The organism is Streptomyces sp. ISL-66 (assembly GCF_018614135.1).
Taxonomy (GTDB): domain Bacteria; phylum Actinomycetota; class Actinomycetes; order Streptomycetales; family Streptomycetaceae; genus Streptomyces.
This window is the reverse complement of the sequence record NZ_JAGGOW010000109.1, coordinates 1-17,765: the sequence shown is the minus strand read 5'-3', so window position 1 is coordinate 17,765 and position 17,765 is coordinate 1. Positions and strand designations below refer to the sequence as shown.

General features: G+C 71.4%; 18 protein-coding genes. 5 read left to right on the top strand and 13 right to left on the bottom strand.

The window, feature by feature from the left end; all coding sequences use genetic code 11:
• Positions 1–414, bottom strand: coding sequence for an ATP-binding protein (locus tag J7E97_RS20810; RefSeq protein ID WP_308346602.1), 414 nt, complete (start codon positions 412–414; stop codon positions 1–3).
• Positions 415–542: 128 nt separating this feature from the next.
• Here J7E97_RS20810 and J7E97_RS20805 point away from each other — a divergent pair, with 128 nt between their 5' ends.
• From J7E97_RS20805 to J7E97_RS20795, 3 genes are all read left to right on the top strand, one after another.
• Positions 543–1,379 (top strand): helix-turn-helix transcriptional regulator, encoded by an 837-nt coding sequence (locus tag J7E97_RS20805; protein ID WP_215029408.1) that lies wholly within the window; start codon positions 543–545, stop codon positions 1,377–1,379.
• A complete protein-coding gene (locus tag J7E97_RS20800) occupies positions 1,376–1,669 on the top strand; it encodes a DUF397 domain-containing protein (RefSeq protein ID WP_215029405.1) in 294 nt (97 codons plus the stop codon). The genes J7E97_RS20805 and J7E97_RS20800 overlap by 4 nt, the downstream gene beginning before the upstream one ends.
• Before the next feature lie 1,329 nt (positions 1,670–2,998).
• Entirely contained in the window at positions 2,999–3,646 is a 648-nt protein-coding gene (locus tag J7E97_RS20795; RefSeq protein WP_215029403.1) for a LysE family translocator, read from the top strand.
• Between the two features lie 150 nt (positions 3,647–3,796).
• Here J7E97_RS20795 and J7E97_RS20790 read toward each other — a convergent pair whose 3' ends face one another.
• The 3 genes from J7E97_RS20790 to J7E97_RS20780 form a co-directional block, all read right to left on the bottom strand.
• The gene (locus J7E97_RS20790; RefSeq protein ID WP_215029401.1) at positions 3,797–3,934 is read right to left on the bottom strand and encodes a hypothetical protein; all 138 of its coding nucleotides are present in this window, start codon (positions 3,932–3,934) and stop codon (positions 3,797–3,799) included.
• 423 nt (positions 3,935–4,357) lie between these two features.
• Complete coding sequence (locus J7E97_RS20785; RefSeq protein ID WP_215029400.1) at positions 4,358–5,584, bottom strand: ALF repeat-containing protein; 1,227 nt, start codon at positions 5,582–5,584, stop codon at positions 4,358–4,360.
• Positions 5,585–5,757: 173 nt separating this feature from the next.
• Complete coding sequence (locus J7E97_RS20780; protein WP_215029399.1) at positions 5,758–6,174, bottom strand: helix-turn-helix domain-containing protein; 417 nt, start codon at positions 6,172–6,174, stop codon at positions 5,758–5,760.
• Positions 6,175–6,233: 59 nt separating this feature from the next.
• On the opposite strand from J7E97_RS20780, the gene J7E97_RS20775 reads away from it, so the two are divergent.
• Positions 6,234–6,848: an NAD(P)-dependent oxidoreductase gene (locus J7E97_RS20775; RefSeq protein ID WP_215029398.1), complete on the top strand. Its 615-nt coding sequence runs from the start codon at positions 6,234–6,236 to the stop codon at positions 6,846–6,848.
• A complete protein-coding gene (locus tag J7E97_RS20770; protein ID WP_215029397.1) occupies positions 6,845–7,591 on the top strand; it encodes a nitroreductase/quinone reductase family protein in 747 nt (248 codons plus the stop codon). Before J7E97_RS20775 ends, J7E97_RS20770 begins: the two co-directional genes overlap by 4 nt.
• 2 nt (positions 7,592–7,593) lie before the next feature.
• Here J7E97_RS20770 and J7E97_RS20765 read toward each other — a convergent pair whose 3' ends face one another.
• From J7E97_RS20765 to J7E97_RS20725, 9 genes are all read right to left on the bottom strand, one after another.
• Positions 7,594–7,893, bottom strand: a complete 300-nt coding sequence (locus J7E97_RS20765; RefSeq protein WP_215029396.1) for a hypothetical protein — start codon at positions 7,891–7,893, stop codon at positions 7,594–7,596.
• A 24-nt stretch (positions 7,894–7,917) separates the two neighbouring features.
• Complete coding sequence (locus tag J7E97_RS20760; RefSeq protein ID WP_215029395.1) at positions 7,918–8,172, bottom strand: hypothetical protein; 255 nt, start codon at positions 8,170–8,172, stop codon at positions 7,918–7,920.
• A gap of 270 nt (positions 8,173–8,442) precedes the next feature.
• On the bottom strand, positions 8,443–10,017 hold the full coding sequence (locus J7E97_RS20755) for an APC family permease (protein ID WP_215029394.1): 1,575 nt from the start codon (positions 10,015–10,017) through the stop codon (positions 8,443–8,445).
• A gap of 286 nt (positions 10,018–10,303) precedes the next feature.
• On the bottom strand, positions 10,304–11,800 hold the full coding sequence (locus J7E97_RS20750; protein ID WP_215029391.1) for an aldehyde dehydrogenase family protein: 1,497 nt from the start codon (positions 11,798–11,800) through the stop codon (positions 10,304–10,306).
• Complete coding sequence (locus J7E97_RS20745; protein WP_215029388.1) at positions 11,797–13,536, bottom strand: amidohydrolase family protein; 1,740 nt, start codon at positions 13,534–13,536, stop codon at positions 11,797–11,799. The genes J7E97_RS20750 and J7E97_RS20745 overlap by 4 nt, the downstream gene beginning before the upstream one ends.
• Before the next feature lie 254 nt (positions 13,537–13,790).
• Positions 13,791–14,912 (bottom strand): LLM class flavin-dependent oxidoreductase, encoded by a 1,122-nt coding sequence (locus J7E97_RS20740; protein ID WP_215029385.1) that lies wholly within the window; start codon positions 14,910–14,912, stop codon positions 13,791–13,793.
• 110 nt (positions 14,913–15,022) lie between these two features.
• Entirely contained in the window at positions 15,023–15,817 is a 795-nt protein-coding gene (locus J7E97_RS20735) for an SDR family NAD(P)-dependent oxidoreductase (protein WP_215029383.1), read from the bottom strand.
• Between the two features lie 17 nt (positions 15,818–15,834).
• Entirely contained in the window at positions 15,835–16,782 is a 948-nt protein-coding gene (locus J7E97_RS20730) for an LLM class F420-dependent oxidoreductase (protein ID WP_215029381.1), read from the bottom strand.
• Positions 16,783–17,095: 313 nt separating this feature from the next.
• On the bottom strand, positions 17,096–17,765 hold a 670-nt coding region (locus J7E97_RS20725), incomplete at its 5' end, for a hypothetical protein (RefSeq protein WP_251054883.1).

Below are 17,765 nucleotides of genomic sequence, written 5' to 3'. Positions count from 1 at the left end.
TCAACTCCGCCCAGACCGTCTTCCCGACCACCCGGTCCACGACCCCCAGTCGGCAGCGACGGCGTCGACGATCCTCATCCCGTAGCCGCCGCCCGCCTGGTACGAACGGGGCCGCACGACCGGTCGCCGGTCACGGCGGGCATCGGACACCTCGATGCGCAGGGTCCCGGAAAAGAGGGTGATCCGCAGCTCGAAGTCCCGTCCGGTGACCCGCCCTTGGGTCACGGCATTGGCGGCGAGCTCGGCGACGAGGAGCCCGGCCTCCTCGGAGAGCCTCGTGCGGTCGGCGACGCCCCACCCGTGCAGCTCGACAAGAGCCAACTGGCGGGCCAGCCGGGCACCGCGACGGGTGCAGGTGAAACGCTGCGTGAACACGCGTACGAGGGATGCGGGGGATCCTGAGGGCGCTGTCATGAGGACAACGTCCCGCGGTAAGGGGGGTGTTCCACAGCAACCGAACCGCTACTTTTCAACTGTACGAGTTCGCGCTCTGGACAGTCTCGGTCACCGACAGTGAACATAGCTGCGGGGAGGTGACCTCCATGGCGAGGGTCGATGACAGCGGTGACGGCGAGGTCGAGCCCGACGCCGACCTGAGGAACTTCGGCGACACGGTCAAGGCCTTCCGCAAACGGGCCGGCCTGACGCAGGAACAGCTCGCTCCCCTGATCCGCTACTCGGTGCAGTACATCGGGTCCGTGGAGCAGGGCCGCCGTCACCCGTCGACGAAGTTCGTCGACCGGGTGGAGGAGAAACTGGACGCCTTCGGCGTCATCCGCATCGCGGCGAACCAGCTGACCCGACGGCGGGGGCTCGCGAAGTGGTTCCGGCTGTGGGCGGAGCTGGAGGAACGGGCGATCGCCCTCAACACGTACGAGTGCCGCTCGATCCCCGGCCTGCTCCAGACGGAGGCGTACGCGCGGGCACAGATCAGGGACGTACCCCCGCTGGCGACACCGGAGGACGCCGAGGCCCGCGTCGTTCTCCGGCTGGGCCGCCAGGCCCTGCTGCGCAGGACGCCGTTCATCGCATTCAGCTTCATCATCGAGCAGGCGGTGATCGAGCGGCAGACGGGTGGCCCGGAGGTGACGCGCGAGCTGATCGACCACCTGCTGGAGTGCGGCAGGTTACCCAATGTTGATCTCCAGATCATGCCGACGGTCAGCCCGGTACACGCGGGCCCCGATGGCACCTTCTGTCTCCTCGAAACCGAGGATCACGAGTGGCTGGGGTACAGCGAGGGCCAGAAGACGGGCCGGGTCATCTATGACCCGAAAGACGTCAGCGTGCTCCACCAGCGGTATGCCAAACTTCGCATCCAGGCCCTCAATCCCGCGGACAGTGCGGGCCTGTTGATGCGATTGCGAGGATCCCTGTGAACAGCTCCGGACTCCGGTGGTTCAAGAGCAGCTACAGCGGCAGCGAGGGCGACAACTGCGTGGAGGTGGCCCTGTCGTGGCAGAAGTCGAGCTACAGCGGCAGCTGCGTCGAGGTCGCCCTGCCCTGGCACAAGTCCACGTGCAGCGGTAGTCAAGGTGACAACTGCGTCGAAGTCGCGGCCTGCACCGACGCCGTCCACATCCGGGACTCGAAGGTGGACGCCGGACCCGAACTGGCGGTGACACCCGGCTCCTGGGCCACGTTCGTAAGCGGAGTCACGGGGGCCTGAGCTGCGGCCTGTCGGGTGCGTTGACGGTCCCTGGGGGCGTCCCGGAAGTCCAGCGTCCTTCCGGAGTGGGTCGGTCCGTCAAGAGCGCTCCCTTCGGTCGCGTCGCTGCGCGATGGCCTTCGGCCACTCTTGACTGACCGACCCACCCCGGAACGCCACAAGACTTCCGGGATCCCCCCGGGGGATGGCCTGGGGATGACAGACGGAGGGACGGCCGGATCACAGCCCTCAATGCCACGGTCCCGCCGGTCAGCCGCACCCCAGCCGCTCAGGACCACCCCGCCTGCCCGGGGCCGGGGGCGCGGGACCCCCGGAACACCCACACGGGGCCCATCGAGGCCCCTTCCCGGTGCTCCGCCCGCCAACCCGCACAACAGGACGACAAGACCGCCCTCCGATGCCTTGAGGCGCGCCAGATCGCTACACGGTCACTCTCGGCATAGCGACTGACCACCGTCTGGGGCTCGGCTGGTGAACGGCCGCACACACGGCAGGCGGCAGGCGGCAGGCGGCAGGCGGCAGGCGGCAGGCGGCACACGGCACGGTGGGCGGCACGGTGGGCGGTTGCGGTAGTCAGGCGACGAGGAGACCGGCCGCAGGCGCGGTACAAGCGGCTCGCCCGCAGGTCGGCGGTTCGCGCGGCTCCCACGGCCGGCCTTGTCGCCGCCCCATCACCTCAGACGCTTTCCCAGGGCGGGCGGCCTATGTCCAGCCCCTGCCGGGCCGCAGTCGCTGAGCCGACAGCAACTGTGTAGCGATCTGACGCGCCTCAGGGCCCCAGATGACCACTGGAACGACCTCTCGTGCGGGTTGGCGGGCGGAGCGCCGGGAAGGGGCCTCGATGGGCCCCGTGGGGGTGTCCCGGGGGTCCCGCGCCCCCGGCCCCGGGCAGGCGGGGCGGTCCCGACCGGAGAAACCTTCGGCTGACCGGCGGGACCAGGCCCGCACATCCCTGGCCACGGCCGTCCCTCCGTCTGTCACCCCCAGGCCATCCCCCGGGGGGATCCCGGAAGTCTTGTGGCGTTCCGGGGTGGGTCGGTCAGTCAAGAGTGGCCGAAGGCCATCACGCAGCGACGCGACGACGAAGGAGGAGCGCTCTTGACGGACCGGCCCACCCCGGAAGGACGCTGGACTTCCGGGACGCCCCCAGGGACCATCAACGCACCCGATAGGCCGCAGCCAAAGCCCCGGCCTCCCGAGTCGCCGTCAACACCCCCGCCAGCCCCTCAGCCCAACACCCACCGACACCCCCGCCCCGCCCCGCCCCGCCCCGCCCCGCCACCATCCCCACCCGAAAACCCCTTCCCTGCCCGGCACCCGTCCGGAACGATGACCCGCATGGTGTCCATCGACCGACTGCTCGCCTTCGCCGCGATGTCGTTGCTGCTGATCGTCATTCCGGGGCCGAGCGTGCTCTTCGTCATCGGGCGGGCGTTGTCCCAGGGATGGCGGGCGGCGCTGACGACGGTGGCCGGGAACACGCTGGGTGCCTACGTGCTCGTCGTGGCCGTGGCCTTCGGCGTGGGGTCTCTGGTGGAGCGGTCGGTGATCGTGTTCACCGCGCTCAAGCTCGCGGGCGCCGCGTACCTCGTGTACCTCGGGGTGAAGGCCTTCCGGCAGCGGCGCACCCTTCAGGCGGAGTTCGGGGCGGGCGGGGCCGAGTACGGGACGTGGCGGTCGTTGTGGGAGGGGTTCGCCGTCGGGGTGGCCAACCCCAAGACCATCGTGTTCTTCGCCGCCGTCCTCCCGCAGTTCGTGGACCGCGACCAGGGCCACGTGACGGCCCAAATGCTGCTTCTGGGGCTGGTGTTCAACCTCATCGCGGTGGTCTGCGACAGCGCCTGGGGCATGGTCGCCGCGACCGCCCGTAGCTGGTTCTCGCGGTCGCCGCAGCGGCTCTCCGCGATCGGCGGGGCCGGTGGGCTCGCGATGATCGGTCTCGGCGTCACCGTCGCCGCGACCGGACGCAAAGACTGACTCGAAGCAGTATCCGACCACCCTTGGGGGAAGCATGCGTGCCCGCTTACTCGTACTGGCCGCCGTCGGCTCGATCCTGCTCGCCGGCTGCGGCGGTGAGCCCGAGAGCAAGCCGCCGGACACGCACGTGAGCTTCAAGCCCGCCCCGACCTACACCGCGCCCGCGCCGACGCCCAGCGGCGTGGGCGTCATCCAGTGGTGGCAGTCCGGCGGCAAAGAACGGGTGAACCTCACGATCTCGGCGGCGAGGAGCGTGTACGCCGACCATGAGGCGGGCAAGTACGTCATCGACCTGAGCTTCCTCTCCACCCAGTTGCAAGAGGCCAAGGCGTACGCCCGGATCCCCAACGCGCAGACGATGGAATCGTGGACGAAGGCCCTCGAACTGCTCGACACGGGCCTGCACCAGGTGGCCGCCGCCTCCTCCCTCGCCATACCGAAAATGGAACCGGAGCGGGCCGAGGAGGTGTCCGCCGCCGGCTGGGCGGACATCGGCAAGGGCATCGAGGGCCTAAGGGACACGCATACGCAGCTGCGGGGAGCTGGGCTGTGTCGCGTACGACTTCGAGGACCCCTGGAAGTAGCCGATCGCGCCCTCCCGGCCGGGCGTGCGCGGTCGTCCCGGAGGACGAGGTCCTACCGGCCGACTCCGTCGGCCCACCGAGCACGTGTCCGGCCGCCGACGGTCCCCGACCGTCGGCGGCCGTCGGCTCAGCGCGCGGAAGCGGCGCGGCGCATCCGCGCGGCGAGCAGGAGGCCCGCACCGGCGACGAGTGCGGTGCCCGCACCGCCCGCGATCAGAGCCGAGTCACCCGCGCCGGTGGCGGCGAGGTGGGCGCCGCTGCCGCCCTGGGGCGTAACGGCGGTGTTGCCGGTGGTCGTCCCGGAGCCGGAGCCCGTGCCGGTGCCAGCGCCCGAACCGGTGCCGGTTCCGGCGTTGTTCTGGCCCTGCTGGCCCGTGCCCTGGCCCGTGCCTTGGTCCTTGCCCTGGTCCTTGCCCTGGTCCTTGCCGTTCTCCTGCTGCGCCTTCTTGTCCTTGGCGCGGGCCTCGTGCTGGCCCGTCTTCAGGAACTCGGTGCGGTCGGCGGCGGTGCCGTGCAGCGCGGCGCGGCCGGCCTTGATCAGCTCCGTGCCCCCGCCGTCGAGGATCTGCGCGATCGCGATGCGGTTGTCCTCGTCGCGCAGCGTGTACTGGGTCACCTCGAGGAAATGGCGCAGCTCGGCCGGGGTCGCGGAACCCCTGAGGAGCTTGCCGATCTCCTTGCTCAGGATGGGGCCGTCCCAGGCCTCGTCGATGCGGGCGAGCTCGACCCGGTCGTCGGAGGCCTGCGCGAGGTACCGCCCCGTCTGCAGGAAGGCGGTGCGGTCGGCGGGAGTGCCCTTGAGGGCCTTCTTGCCCTCTTCCCTCACCTGGGAGCCGCCGGCGCCGATCAGCCTTGAGATGTCGACCTTGTTGTCGTCGTCGCGCAGCTCGTGCTGAGTGACCTCGTAGAAGCGGCGCAGCTGCTCCAGGTTCCCGCTGTCGTTCCGGAGGAGCTGGTTGATGCCTTCCTTGAGGCCGGGACCGGCACCGTTCAGGAGGCGGCCGATCAGCACTCGGTAGTCGTCGAGGCGGATCTTGTGCTGGTCGGTCTCGATGAACTTCCGCATGGCCGCGGGACCCTCGGCCATGGCCTTCTGACCGGCTTCCTTCATGTACTGGCTGGCCATCGGATCGGCGATGATCGCGCGGATGGTCTTGCGGTCCTGCTCCGCCTGGTCCTTGCCGGCCTGGTCCGTGTCGGCCTGGTCTCCCGCCGCCCGGTCGGGTGCGGTCGGAGACGTCGGGTGGGTGGCCGTGGCGGTCTCCTCGCCGGCGGCGAAGGCCGGTGACGCGATGAGGACGACAGGAGCCAGAGCGGCAGTGGTGACCGCCGCGGCGATCCGGGACAACTTCACAGACAAAACCCCCTGGGAAACGTTCTTTCGCGGTACGAGACCCACCAGCCGCGCTGATGGTTGTACGACTGGGTGTACGACACATCGAGAACGGGAGCAGGAGGGAAGCGGGAGCGATCGGCTGGTCGGCCGGGCCGTATCCCGAGCGGCTGCGGCAGCACCGGATACAGGCCCTAGGCCGAGTCGCCGCCGGCGCCCCCCGCCTCCTGCGCGTCCAGCAGTTCGTCCCAGTGCTCGCGCGTCCACTCGCACGCCGCGTCCAGCGGGCCCAGCAGGCCGCGCCCCAGCGGGGTGAGCGCGTACTCGACGCGGCGCGCGGGGCCCTCGTACTCGGTGCGCGCCACGAAGCCGTCCCGTTCCAGTCCGCGCAATGACTGCGTCAGGGACTTGGCGGTGATCTCGCGCAGCGGGACCTTGAGCTCCGAGAAGCGGCGGGGGCCGTCCTGGAGGCAGCGCAGGATCAGCGTGGCCCACTTGTCGCCGATCTTGAACGGCACCAAGGGCGAAGGGCAGACGGGGTCGAACATCTCCGGGTCCAGGGGCGGGACCGGGACCTGAGACGGGGGCGTGAGCGGCGGCGTCTGCGTCATGATCCACACCGTAGGCCGGTATCCGATCGGTAACCAGCCCTCCCCCTAGGGTCCGTGGCATGACGCAGAAGCAGAAGGAATCCGGGAAGTTCATCGTCTTCGGCGCACGGGGCCGCGTCGGCCGGGCCGTCGTCGCCGAGGCGCGGGCGCGGGGGTACGAGGTCACCGAGGCGGGGCGGGGCGACGGGGACGTCCCCTCGGCGGCGGACGTGGCGCGGCTCGCCGCCGGGCACGACGTGGCGGTCGCGGCGGTGTACGACATGGGGGCCGTCCCGGGCGCGTTCTTCCCGGCGGCGGCCCGCGCCCTCGCGGCGGGCCTGCCCGAGGCCGGGGTACGGCGCCTCGTGTCCGTCGGGCTGGCGTCGGTCCTGCCCACGGAGTCCGGGGCGTTGCTGATGGACACCCCGGGGTACCCGCAGGAGTGGCGGGAGTTCTACGTCGGCCACGCGGCCGGTACCGAGGCCCTGCGGGCGGCCGCGCCTGCGGGCCTGGACTGGGCGGTCCTGAGCCCGGCCGGTGACTTCACCGCCGAGGAGGACCCCCGGGACGGTTACGCCTTCGCGGCGGCCGACGCCGAGGCCCGGATCACGAACGCGGACTTCGCGCGGGCGGTCCTGGACGAGGCCCTGTCCCCGACCGTGCACCACGTGCACGCGGGGGTGACGGCCTCATGACCGGTCCCACGGCCCGGGCCACGGCGCGGGATGCGGCCACGGCGCGGGATGCGCACACGGCCCGGGATGCGGCCCCGGCCCGGTTTCCCGCCCGCACCGACAGCCCGAACCCCTGGGTCGCCGACCACATCCGCCGCTTCGAGGAGACCGGCGGGCAGCCGCGCCCCGGGATCAGCGATCTGCTGCTGACCACGCGGGGGCGCCGCTCCAGGGTGCTGCGGCGCACGGCACTGGCGTACGTACGGGACACGGACACGGACACGGGCCCGGACGCGGACACGGGCCCGGACGCGGGCACGGGCACGGGCACGGACACGGGCCCGGACGCGAGCACGGGCGCCGACACGGGCACGGACGCGGTCGGCGACGACGCCGGGGCCGCCCGGGAGCGCACCGGGGCGGCTGCGGCGTACGTCCTGACACCGTCCAACGCCGGAGCCGACCGCCACCCGGCCTGGTACCTGAACCTGGTGGCCGACCCGGCGGTCACCCTCCAGGTCGGCACGGAGACCTTCCCCGCGACCGCCCGCCCCGCGACCCCGGCGGAGGCGGAGCGGCTGTGGCCGGTGGTGGTGGCCGCGATGCCCTCGTACGCGGCGTACCGGGACGCGGCGGCCGCGGCGGCCGGCCGGGAGATCCCGCTGGTGCTGGTGACCCGGACCCCGGAGACCCCGGCGACCCCGAAGACCCTGGCGACCTCGGAGACCCCGGCGACCCCGAAGACCTCGGCGAGTACGGCCTGAGCTCAGCCGGCCTTCACCTTCGGCGTCTTCGGCAGGCCGGCGGACAGGGCCGTCCCGGCTCCGGCGAGCGAGGCGTCGGTGGCCTTCGACGCGGACCCGGCGGCCGAGGCGGTGACCTCCACCGCCGTCTTCGCGTCCCTGACGGCGCCCCCGGGGTGGTCGACGATCTCGCCGACGCGCTGGGTGATCGGGGGCCCCTGGAGGGCGGGCTCGTCGGCGGCGTGCGCGACGGCGGGGGTGAGGGCGAGGGCCGCTCCCCCGGACAGGACCAGTGCGGCAAGGCTGCGCTTGATGGCGTTCATGCCCCGCCCAACGACCCCACGCCGCTACGGGTCACCGGTCAGCCCCAGTCGGTCCGCGAATCGCGTCCACCCCGCCTTGCCCAGCCTGGCCAGGACGTCGCCGAACGTCAACGGCGGGTTCCGCTTGCCCGCCGCCAACCCGGTCACGGTGGCGAAGACCTCCTTCGGCCACTGTGCGTGCAGCTCGCAGAGGTACGTGTCCGGGTCAAGGACCCGGACGCCCAGCCGCGCCCTGTCGGAGAACGGGAACAGCACGTTCGTATCGACGAAGACACGCATCGGAACCCCCTCGCTCAGGCCGTTCAGTACGACAGCCCAGCGTCTTCCGCCGCCTCGGCGATACGTCGACGACCCTCTCGGCGGCGTGCCCGCTGCTCTTGAAACGCGAGGACGTCGGCGAGTCGCACGATGCGGTGTCGGCTTCCCGGCAGATGGCTCGACGGGATGTCGGCCGAGTCCAGCAAGCGGGCCACGACGCCCCGCGGCCCCGGATCGGGGATCGATCCGGGGCCACGGGCATGACACGGCAAAGGGGCGGAGGGGGTGGGGTCAGTCCTCGACGACCAGGGCCGGGGTGGACTTCGTCAGGACTTCGCCGCGGAAGAAGGCCGGGCTGCGGCGTTCGGTGACGAACATGACGACCAGGCCGAGGGCCAGCAGGCCGACGCCGATGACGAAGACGCTGCCGACGCCGAGGACCGTGGAGCCGGAGCCGTACGACGGGTTCCACATGTCGATCAGGGTCTTGAAGAAGACGACGGCGAGCAGCAGGCCGCCGAGGACCGGGAAGACGCCCTTGAAGAACAGGTCGCGGGCGGACGTGCGCAGGTCGCCGCGGAAGTACCAGGCGCAGGCGAAGGCCGTCAGGGAGTAGTAGAAGCAGATCATCAGGCCGAGCGCGAAGATCGTGTCGGTCAGGACGTTCTCGCTGACCAGGGTCATCACGGTGTAGAAGACACCGGTCGCGACGCCCGCCATGACGGTGGCGCGGCCGGGGGTCTTGAACTTCGGGTGGACCTTGGCGTACGAGGCCGGCAGCGCCTCGTAGGTGGACATGGCCAGGACGGTGCGGGCCACCGGGATGAAGGTGGTCTGGAGCGAGGCCGTGGCGGAGGCGAGGACGGCGACGAAGAGCAGGATGCCGAGCGCTGGGCCCATCACCGGGCCGGCGAGGGCGGCGAAGACGTTGCCGGAGGTCTCCGGGTTGCCGAGGCCGAAGCCGACGGTGCCGGAGCCGACGGCCATCTGCGCCGCGATGCCGGTGGCGAGGTACGAACCGACGAGGACGAGCATCGCGATGAGCGAGGCCCGGCCGGGGGTCTTCTCGGAGCCGGTGGTCTCCTCGTTGGTGGCCAGGCAGGCGTCCCAGCCCCAGTACATGAAGATCGAGAGCGAGAGTCCGGCGGTGAAGGCCGCCATGGACTCGACCGCGAAGGGGTTCATCCACTGCCAGGAGAAGTCCAGGCCGGTGTCGAAGGTGCCGGCCGAGGCCTTCTGGAAGGCCATGGCGACGAAGATCGCGAGGACGACGAGCTGGAGGCCGACCAGCGCGTACTGGACGCCTTTGGTGGCCGTCATGCCGCGGTAGCTGATGGCGGTCGCCACGGCGATCAGCGTCAGGCAGGTGGTGATGTGGACGAGCTTGTCGTCGTCGAGGGCGGAGATCGCCGCGTTGCCGGTGATCTCGCCGGCCAGCAGCCAGAAGTAGGAGGTGGCGACGCCGGCCAGGTTGGAGAGCACGATGATCGTGGCGATCACCAGGCCCCAGCCGCACATCCAGCCGATCCGGGGACCGAAGGCCTTCACGGTCCAGGTGAACGAGGTGCCGCAGTCCGGCACGGCCTTGTTGAGCTCGCGGTACGCGAAGGCGACCAGCAGCATCGGGAGGAAGCCGGCCAGGAAGACGGCCGGCATCTGGACGCCGACCTCGCCGGCGGTGGAGCCGAGGGTGGAGGTCAGGCAGTAGACCGGGGCGACGGTGGAGATGCCGATGACGGCGCTTCCCACCAGGCCGACGGAGCCCTTGCCCAGGCCCTTGCCGCGGACATCACCGTCGGCGCCGCCCTCGGGGGCGGCGCCGCTTACCGGGTCACCGACCGGGGGCCGAACGTCGAGCTGTGTCATGGGAAGGACGGTAGACGCTGCGTTTTCCACATCTGGAGGACTTGAGTCCACATAGATCCAGCCGGAATGGCCTTTGAAACTTGAACCGAAAACGCTTAACGAGCTCGCAATACAAGGTTCATTTCACATCCGGGCGCGATTCAACAGGCAGCGGACATCACCTTCCGATATGCGGAAACCGCAGCCATGTCCGTTTTGGGCGTTTCCAAGCTTTCCCGTGTGACTTTCACCGACTCGGATCCCGCCCCGGCGCCCCCAGCCCCGCAGCCCCGCAGCCCCGCAGCCGTCAGCCCGACCAGACGATCGACTGCATCTCGCTGTACGCGTGCAGCGCGTACGAGCCCACGTCCCGGCCCACCCCGCTGCGCTTGAAGCCGCCGAACGGCGCCTCCATGTTCCGCCCGATGGTGTTGACGCCGACCCCGCCCGCCCGCAGCCGCCGCGCCACCCGGAAGGCGCGCGCCGCGTCCCCGGACCACACGTAGCTGATCAGGCCGAAGTCGCTGTCGTTGGCCAGCGCCACCGCCTCGTCCTCGCCGCCGTCGCCGTCACCGTCGAAGGGGACGACCACGACGACCGGTCCGAAGATCTCCTCCCGGACCACGCGCATGTCGTTGGTGCAGTCGACCAGCAGGGTCGGGGCCACGTAGAAGCCCTTGCCCGCGGCCGCGCCCTCCCCGACCACCGGGCGCTCGCCGCCGAAGGCGATCCGCGCGCCCTCCTTCTTCCCCAGCTCCACGTACGACTCCACGCGGTCCCGGTGCGCCGCCGAGATGACCGGGCCCACCACCGTGCCCCGCACCGCCGGGTCGCCGACCTTCATGAAGGCCAGATAGCCCGTCAGCTTCTCCACCAGCTGCTCGTACACCGAGCGGTGCACGATCACCCGGGTCGGAGCCGTGCAGATCTGCCCGGAGTAGAAGGAGAAGGTGGTGCCGATGCCCATCACCGCCGCGTCCAGGTCGGCGTCCGGGAGGACGATCGCCGCGCCCTTGCCGCCCAGCTCCATCAGCTGCCGCTTCATCGTGCGCCCGCAGACCTCGGCGATGCGCTGCCCGACGCCGGTGGAACCGGTGAAGGACACCATGTCCACGTCCGGGGAGTCCACGGCCGCCTCGCCCACCTCCACCGAGGTGCCGCAGACCACGTTCACCACGCCCGCCGGGACCCCGGCCTCGTGCAGGGCGTCCGCCATCCGGAACACCGACAGCGGGTCCTGCGGTGCCGGCTTGACGACCACCGTGTTGCCCATGGCCAGCGCCGGGGCCACCTTGCCCGCCGGGTTGGCCCACGGGTTGTTGTACGAGGTGATGCAGGTGACGACCCCGACCGGCTGGCGCACCTCCAGCGCGCCGAGCACGCTCGCCGCGCCCATCGGGCCCGCCTCGGTGACCTGCGGCGGCAGTCCGCGCTCGACCGGCTCCAACGCGCCCTTCGCGTACCGGCGGAAGCGCGCCACGCCCACGCCGACCTGCATGCCGCGCGCGATCGCGGTCGGGGCGCCCGTCTCCGCCCGGGCCAGGGCCGCCCACGGCTCGTACTCCCGCTGGATGATGTCGGCGGCCCGGTCCAGGATCGCGGCCCGCTCCTCGGGGCTCGTACGCGACCAGCTGCCGAAGGCCTCGGCCGCGGCGCGCGCCGCGTCCTCGACCTGGGCGCGCGAGGCCTCGGGGGCCAGGCCGACGACGGACTCGTCCGCCGGGTTGACCACCTCGTAGTGGCCACCGGCCGGCTCGACCCACTCGCCGCCGATGTAGAGCCGCTGGGGCCGTCCCGGACTCATCGGGTGCTCACCGTCCTCGTGTCCCGGCCCGAACGGAGCACGATCCCGGGGACCGCCCCCGTGATCTCGTCGTCGCGGATGGTCTCCACGCCGTTGACGCGCACCGACACGATGCCGATCGCCCGCGCGTCCAGCCGCGGGCTGTCCCCCGGCAGGTCGTGCACGAGCGTGGCCGGTCCGGCCTCGATCCGCTGCGGGTCGAAGAGCACCAGGTCCGCGTGGAACCCCTCGGTGATCCGGCCGCGCTCGCGCAGCCCGAACAGCTGGGCCGGGTCGTCCGTGAGCATCCGCACCGCCTGCTCCAGCGGGACCAGCTTGCGGCCGCGCAGGCAGTCCCCGAGGAAGCGGGTCGTGTACGGGGCCCCGCACATGCGGTCCAGGTGGGCGCCCGCGTCGGAGCCGCCGAGCATGACGTCCTCGTGCTGCCAGGTCTCGGCGCGCAGTGCCCAGCTCGCCGGGTCGTTGTCGGTGGGCATGGGCCAGAGCACCGTGCGCAGGTCGTCGTTGGCGCAGATCTCCACCAGGCAGTGGAAGGCGTCCTGGCCGCGTTCGGCCGCGATGTCGTTGACCACGCGGCCGGACAGGCCCTCGTTCGCCTCGCTGTAGGTGTCGCCGATGACGTAGCGCCCGAAGTTGGCCAGGCGCCGGAAGACCCCGGCCTCCTTGCTGTCGGCGCGGCGCAGCATCTCGGCCCGTACGCCGGCGTCGCGCAGTCTCGCGATCCGCTCCGGGACGGGCAGGGCGAGGACCTCGCCCCAGCCGGGGATGAGGTTGAGCGCGCAGAACGTGCCGAGCGACATGTTCATGGGCGTCAGGATCGGCATGGTGAGCGCCACGATGCGGCCGCCCGCCTTGCGGGCGCGCTCGCTCGGGACGAGCTGGCGCGGCACGCGCTCGGGGACGGAGGCGTCGATGGTCAGGACGTTCCAGTTCAACGGGCGTCCGGCGGCCGCGCTCATCTCGACGAAGAGGTCGATCTCCTCGTCCGCGAACTGGTCGAGGCAGCCCGCGACGATGGCTTCGAGCTGGGTGCCCTCGTGTTCGGAGACCGCCCGGGAGAGGGCGAGGAGTTCGGCGGGCCGGGCGTGCCGGGAGGCCACGGGGGCGCCGGAGCCGTCGGAGTGCGTGGAGGACTGGGTGGTCGACAGGCCCCAGGCACCGGCGTTCATGGCGTCGTGGAACAGGTCGAGCATCGCCCGCATCTGTTCGGGGGTGGGCTGTCCGCCGACGGCGTCCTCGCCCATCACGTGCCGGCGCAGCGCGCAGTGGCCGACCATGAACCCGGCGTTGACGGCGATCCGGCCGTCGAGCGCGTCGAGGTACTCGCCGAAGGTGGACCAGGTCCAGTCGACGCCTTCTTCGAGGGCCGCCAGGGCCATGCCCTCGACCTTGCTCATCATGCGGCGGGTGTAGTCGGCGTCCTCGGGGCGGGCCGGGTTGAGGGGCGCCAGGGTGAATCCGCAGTTGCCGCCCGCGACGGTGGTCACTCCGTGGTTCATGGAGGGGGTCGCGTAGGGGTCCCAGAACAGCTGGGCGTCGTAGTGCGTGTGCGGGTCGATGAACCCGGGGGTCAGGACGAGGCCGGTCGCGTCCTCGCTGGTCCGGGCCTCTTCGGTGACGGTTCCCGGCGGGGCTATGACGGCTATCCGGCCGTCGCGCAGGCCGACGTCGGCGATGCGGGCGGGTGCGCCGGTGCCGTCCACGACGGTGGCGCCCTTGATCAGGTGGTCGAGCATGACGTCCCTTCTGCCGGTGTTCGCGTAGCGGTGCGGGGTGCGGGGGTGCGGGGTGCGTGTGCGGCGCCGCTCCTGGGGCTCCGCCCCAGACCCCGCGCCTCAAACGCCGGCGGGGCTGGATTTTGCGGTGGCGCGGGGTGGGCCGCCGAGGGCCCCGGTCGGGGGTCCGGGGGCCGCGGGCCCCGTACGACCTCCGGCCGGGGCCGGTTGCGGGGCGGCGGTCCGGGAAGACGCCGCCCCCGTTCCCCGGGCGGCTACGCGCTTTCGCGGAACCGCGTGGTGCGGTGGACCGGGTCGGTGTCGATGTGCGGGATCACGTGCTCGCCGATGAGCTTGATGGTGGTCATCGTGTCCTCGTACGAGACTCCGGTCGGCAGGCCGAAGGAGAGCTGGTCGGCGCCGGCCTCCTCCCAGCGCTTGCACTGCGCGCGGACCTCGGACGGGTCGCCGCAGATCAGCAGCTCCTCGGCGATCAGCAGCTCGATGATCTCCGCGTTGTACTCGGGCAGCGTTTCGGGCCACTCCGGGATGGCCTCGGGCCGCGGGAAGGTGTCGTGGTAGCGGAAGACCAGCGACTGGAAGCGGTTCATGTTGGCGTTGACGGCGATCTCGACGGCCTTGTCGTGGGTCTCGGCGCAGATCGCGGTCGAGGTCACCATGACGTTGTCGTTGACGAAGGCGCCGATGGCCTTCGCCTCCTGGATCGCGGTCTTGTACTGCTCCAGCACCCAGGCCATGTCGGAGACCTTCTGGACGCTGAAGCCGAGGACGCCGAGGCCCTTCTTGGCGGCCATGGCGTACGAGGAGGGCGAGCCGGCGGCGTACCACATGGCCGGGTGGGCCTTGCCGTACGGCTTGGGGAAGATCTTCCGTGGCGGGAGCGACCAGTGCTTGCCCTGGAACCCCTCGTACTCCTCCTGGAGGAACATCTTGGGGAATTCGCCGATGGTCTCTTCCCAGATCTCCTTGGTGCCGTTCATGTCCTCGATGCCGGGAAGGAACCCGAGGATCTCGTGGCTGCCGGCGCCGCGGCCGGTGCCGAACTCGAAGCGCCCCTTGGAGAGGTGGTCGAGCATGGCGACCTTCTCGGCCACCTTGACCGGGTGATTGACCGGGGCCAGCGGGTTGAAGATGCCGGATCCGAGGTGGATGCGCTCGGTGGCGTGAGCGAGGTACCCGAGGAACACCTCGTTCGCCGAAAGGTGCGAGTACTCCTCCAGGAAGTGGTGCTCGGAGGCCCAGGCGTACTTGAAGTTGGACTTGTCCGCCTGAATGACGTACTCGGTCTCCTCGATCAGCGCCTTGTGCTCTGCCTCGGGGTCGACCTTGGACCGCGCCTCAGGCACGTATCCCTGCACAAAGAGCCCGAATTCCAAGGGGGTTCACCGTCCTTCTCTTTCTGACGTGGCGTCAGATTCGATGTCACGACTGTTCCATCGCGGGGGCCGGAGCGTCAATACCTGACGCCCCATCAGATGAGCCCCGGTCAGAAGATGCTGACGCCCGCCATCCAGCCACCGTCGATCACGAAGGGCTGGCCGGTGATGTACGAGGAGTCCTCGCTCGTCAGGAACAGCGCCAGCTTCGCGATCTCCTCGGGCCGACCCACCCGCCCCATCGGCACCACGCGCTTGTAGAGCTCCGCCATGGCGTCGCGGGCCTCGTCGGTCATGTTCTCCGGGTCCAGCAGCCCCGGGTTGGCCATGGGGGTGTCCACGGCCCCCGGGCACATCGCGTTGACCCGGATGTTCTTCGCCGCCAGCTCCAGCGCCGCCACCCGGGTCAGGCCGAGGATCGCCGCCTTGGTCGCCGCGTACGCGCCCACGTAGGCCATGCCCGTCAGGCCCGTGTACGAGGAGGTGTTGACGATCGTGCCGCCGCCGGCCGCCTCGATCTCGGGGGCCACCGTCTTGATGCCGAGGAAGGCGCCCACCTGGTTGACCTGGACCACCTGCTGGAACTCCTCCAGCGGCGTCGAGGTCAGCTCGTTGAAGCGCAGGATGCCCGCGTTGTTGACCAGGCCGTTCACCGGGCCGAAGGCCTCCTTCGCCGCGGCGACGGCGGCCGCCCAGTCCTCCTCGCGGCTCACGTCCATCCGTACGTACCGGGCCCGGTCCTCGCCCATGTCCTTGGCCACCGCCGCGCCCTGCTCGTCCAGTACGTCGCCGAGGAGCACCTTGGCTCCCTCGGCGGCGAAGAGGCGGGCCTCCTGCTCGCCCTGGCCGCGCGCCGCACCGGTGATGATGACGACGCGTCCGTCCAGCTTGCCTGGCTTGCCCATGCGTTGCCCCTAAGTGGCTAGTCGTTGAGTAGGGGGCCCACTTCGGACCCGAACGCCGTGATCTGGTCGATGAGTTCGCCGCGGTCGCGACTGCGGAAGCGGACCTGGATCTGGTCGACTCCGAGCGCCTTGTACGCGCGCAGCGACTCGGCGAGCGCCTCCGCCTTGCCGGTGAGGGTGCGGCGGCCGGTGTCCCAGCCGGGCTCGCCGACGTAGAGCGGCTCCGTGATCGCGCCGAACTCGATGGGGCCGGTGACCCCGGCCCGCTCGCGGAGCTCCTTGATCCGGGCGATCCGCCCCGAGAGCTCGTCGCGCGGGTCGCCCTGCGGAAGCCAGCCGTCGCCGCGCACGGCGGCCCGGCGGACGGCGGCGGGCGAGGATCCGCCGACCCAGACGGGGATGCGCGCCTGGGCGGGGCGGGGCAGCTGCCCGAGGTCCCTGAAGGAGAACAGCTCGCCCTCGAACTCCGGGTACTCCTCCGGCCCGAGGGCCGCGCGCAGGGCGTCGAGGGTCTCGTCGAGCACCGCCCCGCGGCCCGCGAAGTCGACCCCGAGGACCTCGAACTCCTCCTGCACGTGCCCGGCGCCGACGCCGAGGATCAGCCGGCCGCCGGAGAGGTGGTCGACGGTCGCGTACTGCTTGGCGCTGAGCAGCGGGTGGCGCAGGCCCAGGATCGCCACGTGGCTCAGCAGCCGGACGTTCTCGGTGATCCCCGCCAGGAAGGAGAGGGTGGCCACCGGGTCGTACCAGACGGTGCTCATGGGGCCGGCCAGTCGCCGCGGGATGGCCACGTGGTCGCACGTGGCGAGGTAGCCGAAGCCGGCCCGGTCGGCCGCCCGCGCGACCGCGGCGAGATCGGCCGCGCCGGCCGCCGCCTCCCAGGGCTCGGCGTAGATGGTGCTCTGCGACTGGATCGGGAGCTGCATCCCGTAGACCAGCCGACCTTCCGGAAACACGCGCGCCATGGGCCGTAACCGCCTCGTCCTCGCCTGCCGATTCGTCATACCGGTGCCGGGCCATCGTCATAGCTGACGGTCCGTCAGGCAAGGGGGCGGACGAGACGGCCGGCAAGACGGCCGGCAGGACGCGAGGCGGCGGGCGGGCCCGGGAGCGGCGGCACGGACCGGACAACAGCTGGAGCGCGACCGCTCCGAGCGCTGATCGAGGACTCCGAATCCGTGACGTGACGGGCCGGCCGGGCGGGCCGGCGGCGGGCGGATGCGGGCGGCGGTCGGATGCGGACGGCGGTCAGATGCGGGGGCGGTCGGATGCGGCGGCTCAGAAGCCCTTCGGGCCCATCACGATGACCGGTTTCGCCGCCGGGTCGAGGGTCTCCAGGACCTTCTTCATCGCGTCCTTCGGGATGCCCACGCAGCCCTGTGAGGGGCCGTCGTGGTCCACGTGGAGCCAGATGTTGCCGCCCTTGTCCTCGCCCTCCGGCTTCGTCGGGTCGAGCGGGCTCACCCCCGGCTTGCGGTTGAAATCGATGGCGATGACGTAGTCGAAGGAACCCCGCAGGGACTCGCCCTCCACCCCGCGCCCGGTCGCCACGAAGGAGTCGTCCTGGTCGTACGGGAACTTCGTGCCCGGCGGCTTCGCCAGCAGCCCGCCCGCGTCGGTGAGCGCGAACACTCCCTCTGGGGAGGTCAGGTCCCCGTACGTGCGCTCCGTGGACCAGCCCTTCGCCCCGTTCCGCGCGGGCCAGCTCGCGCTCTTCGCCCAGTCGGCCCCGGCCGCCGGGCGCGTGTACAGGGCCGCGGTGGACTCGGAGGAGTCCCGCGCCTTCCCGGTGACGAGGACGAGCTGACGGGCGTCCGCGGGGATCTTCGCGCGGGTCCGCTCGCTGACGTCGGGCAGGCCCTGGAGGCCGTCGCGCTCGGCTCCGCGCGCGGCACGCGCGGGGGCCTGCGGGCGGGCGTCGGCGACGGCCCGCGCGGCGGCGTTGGCC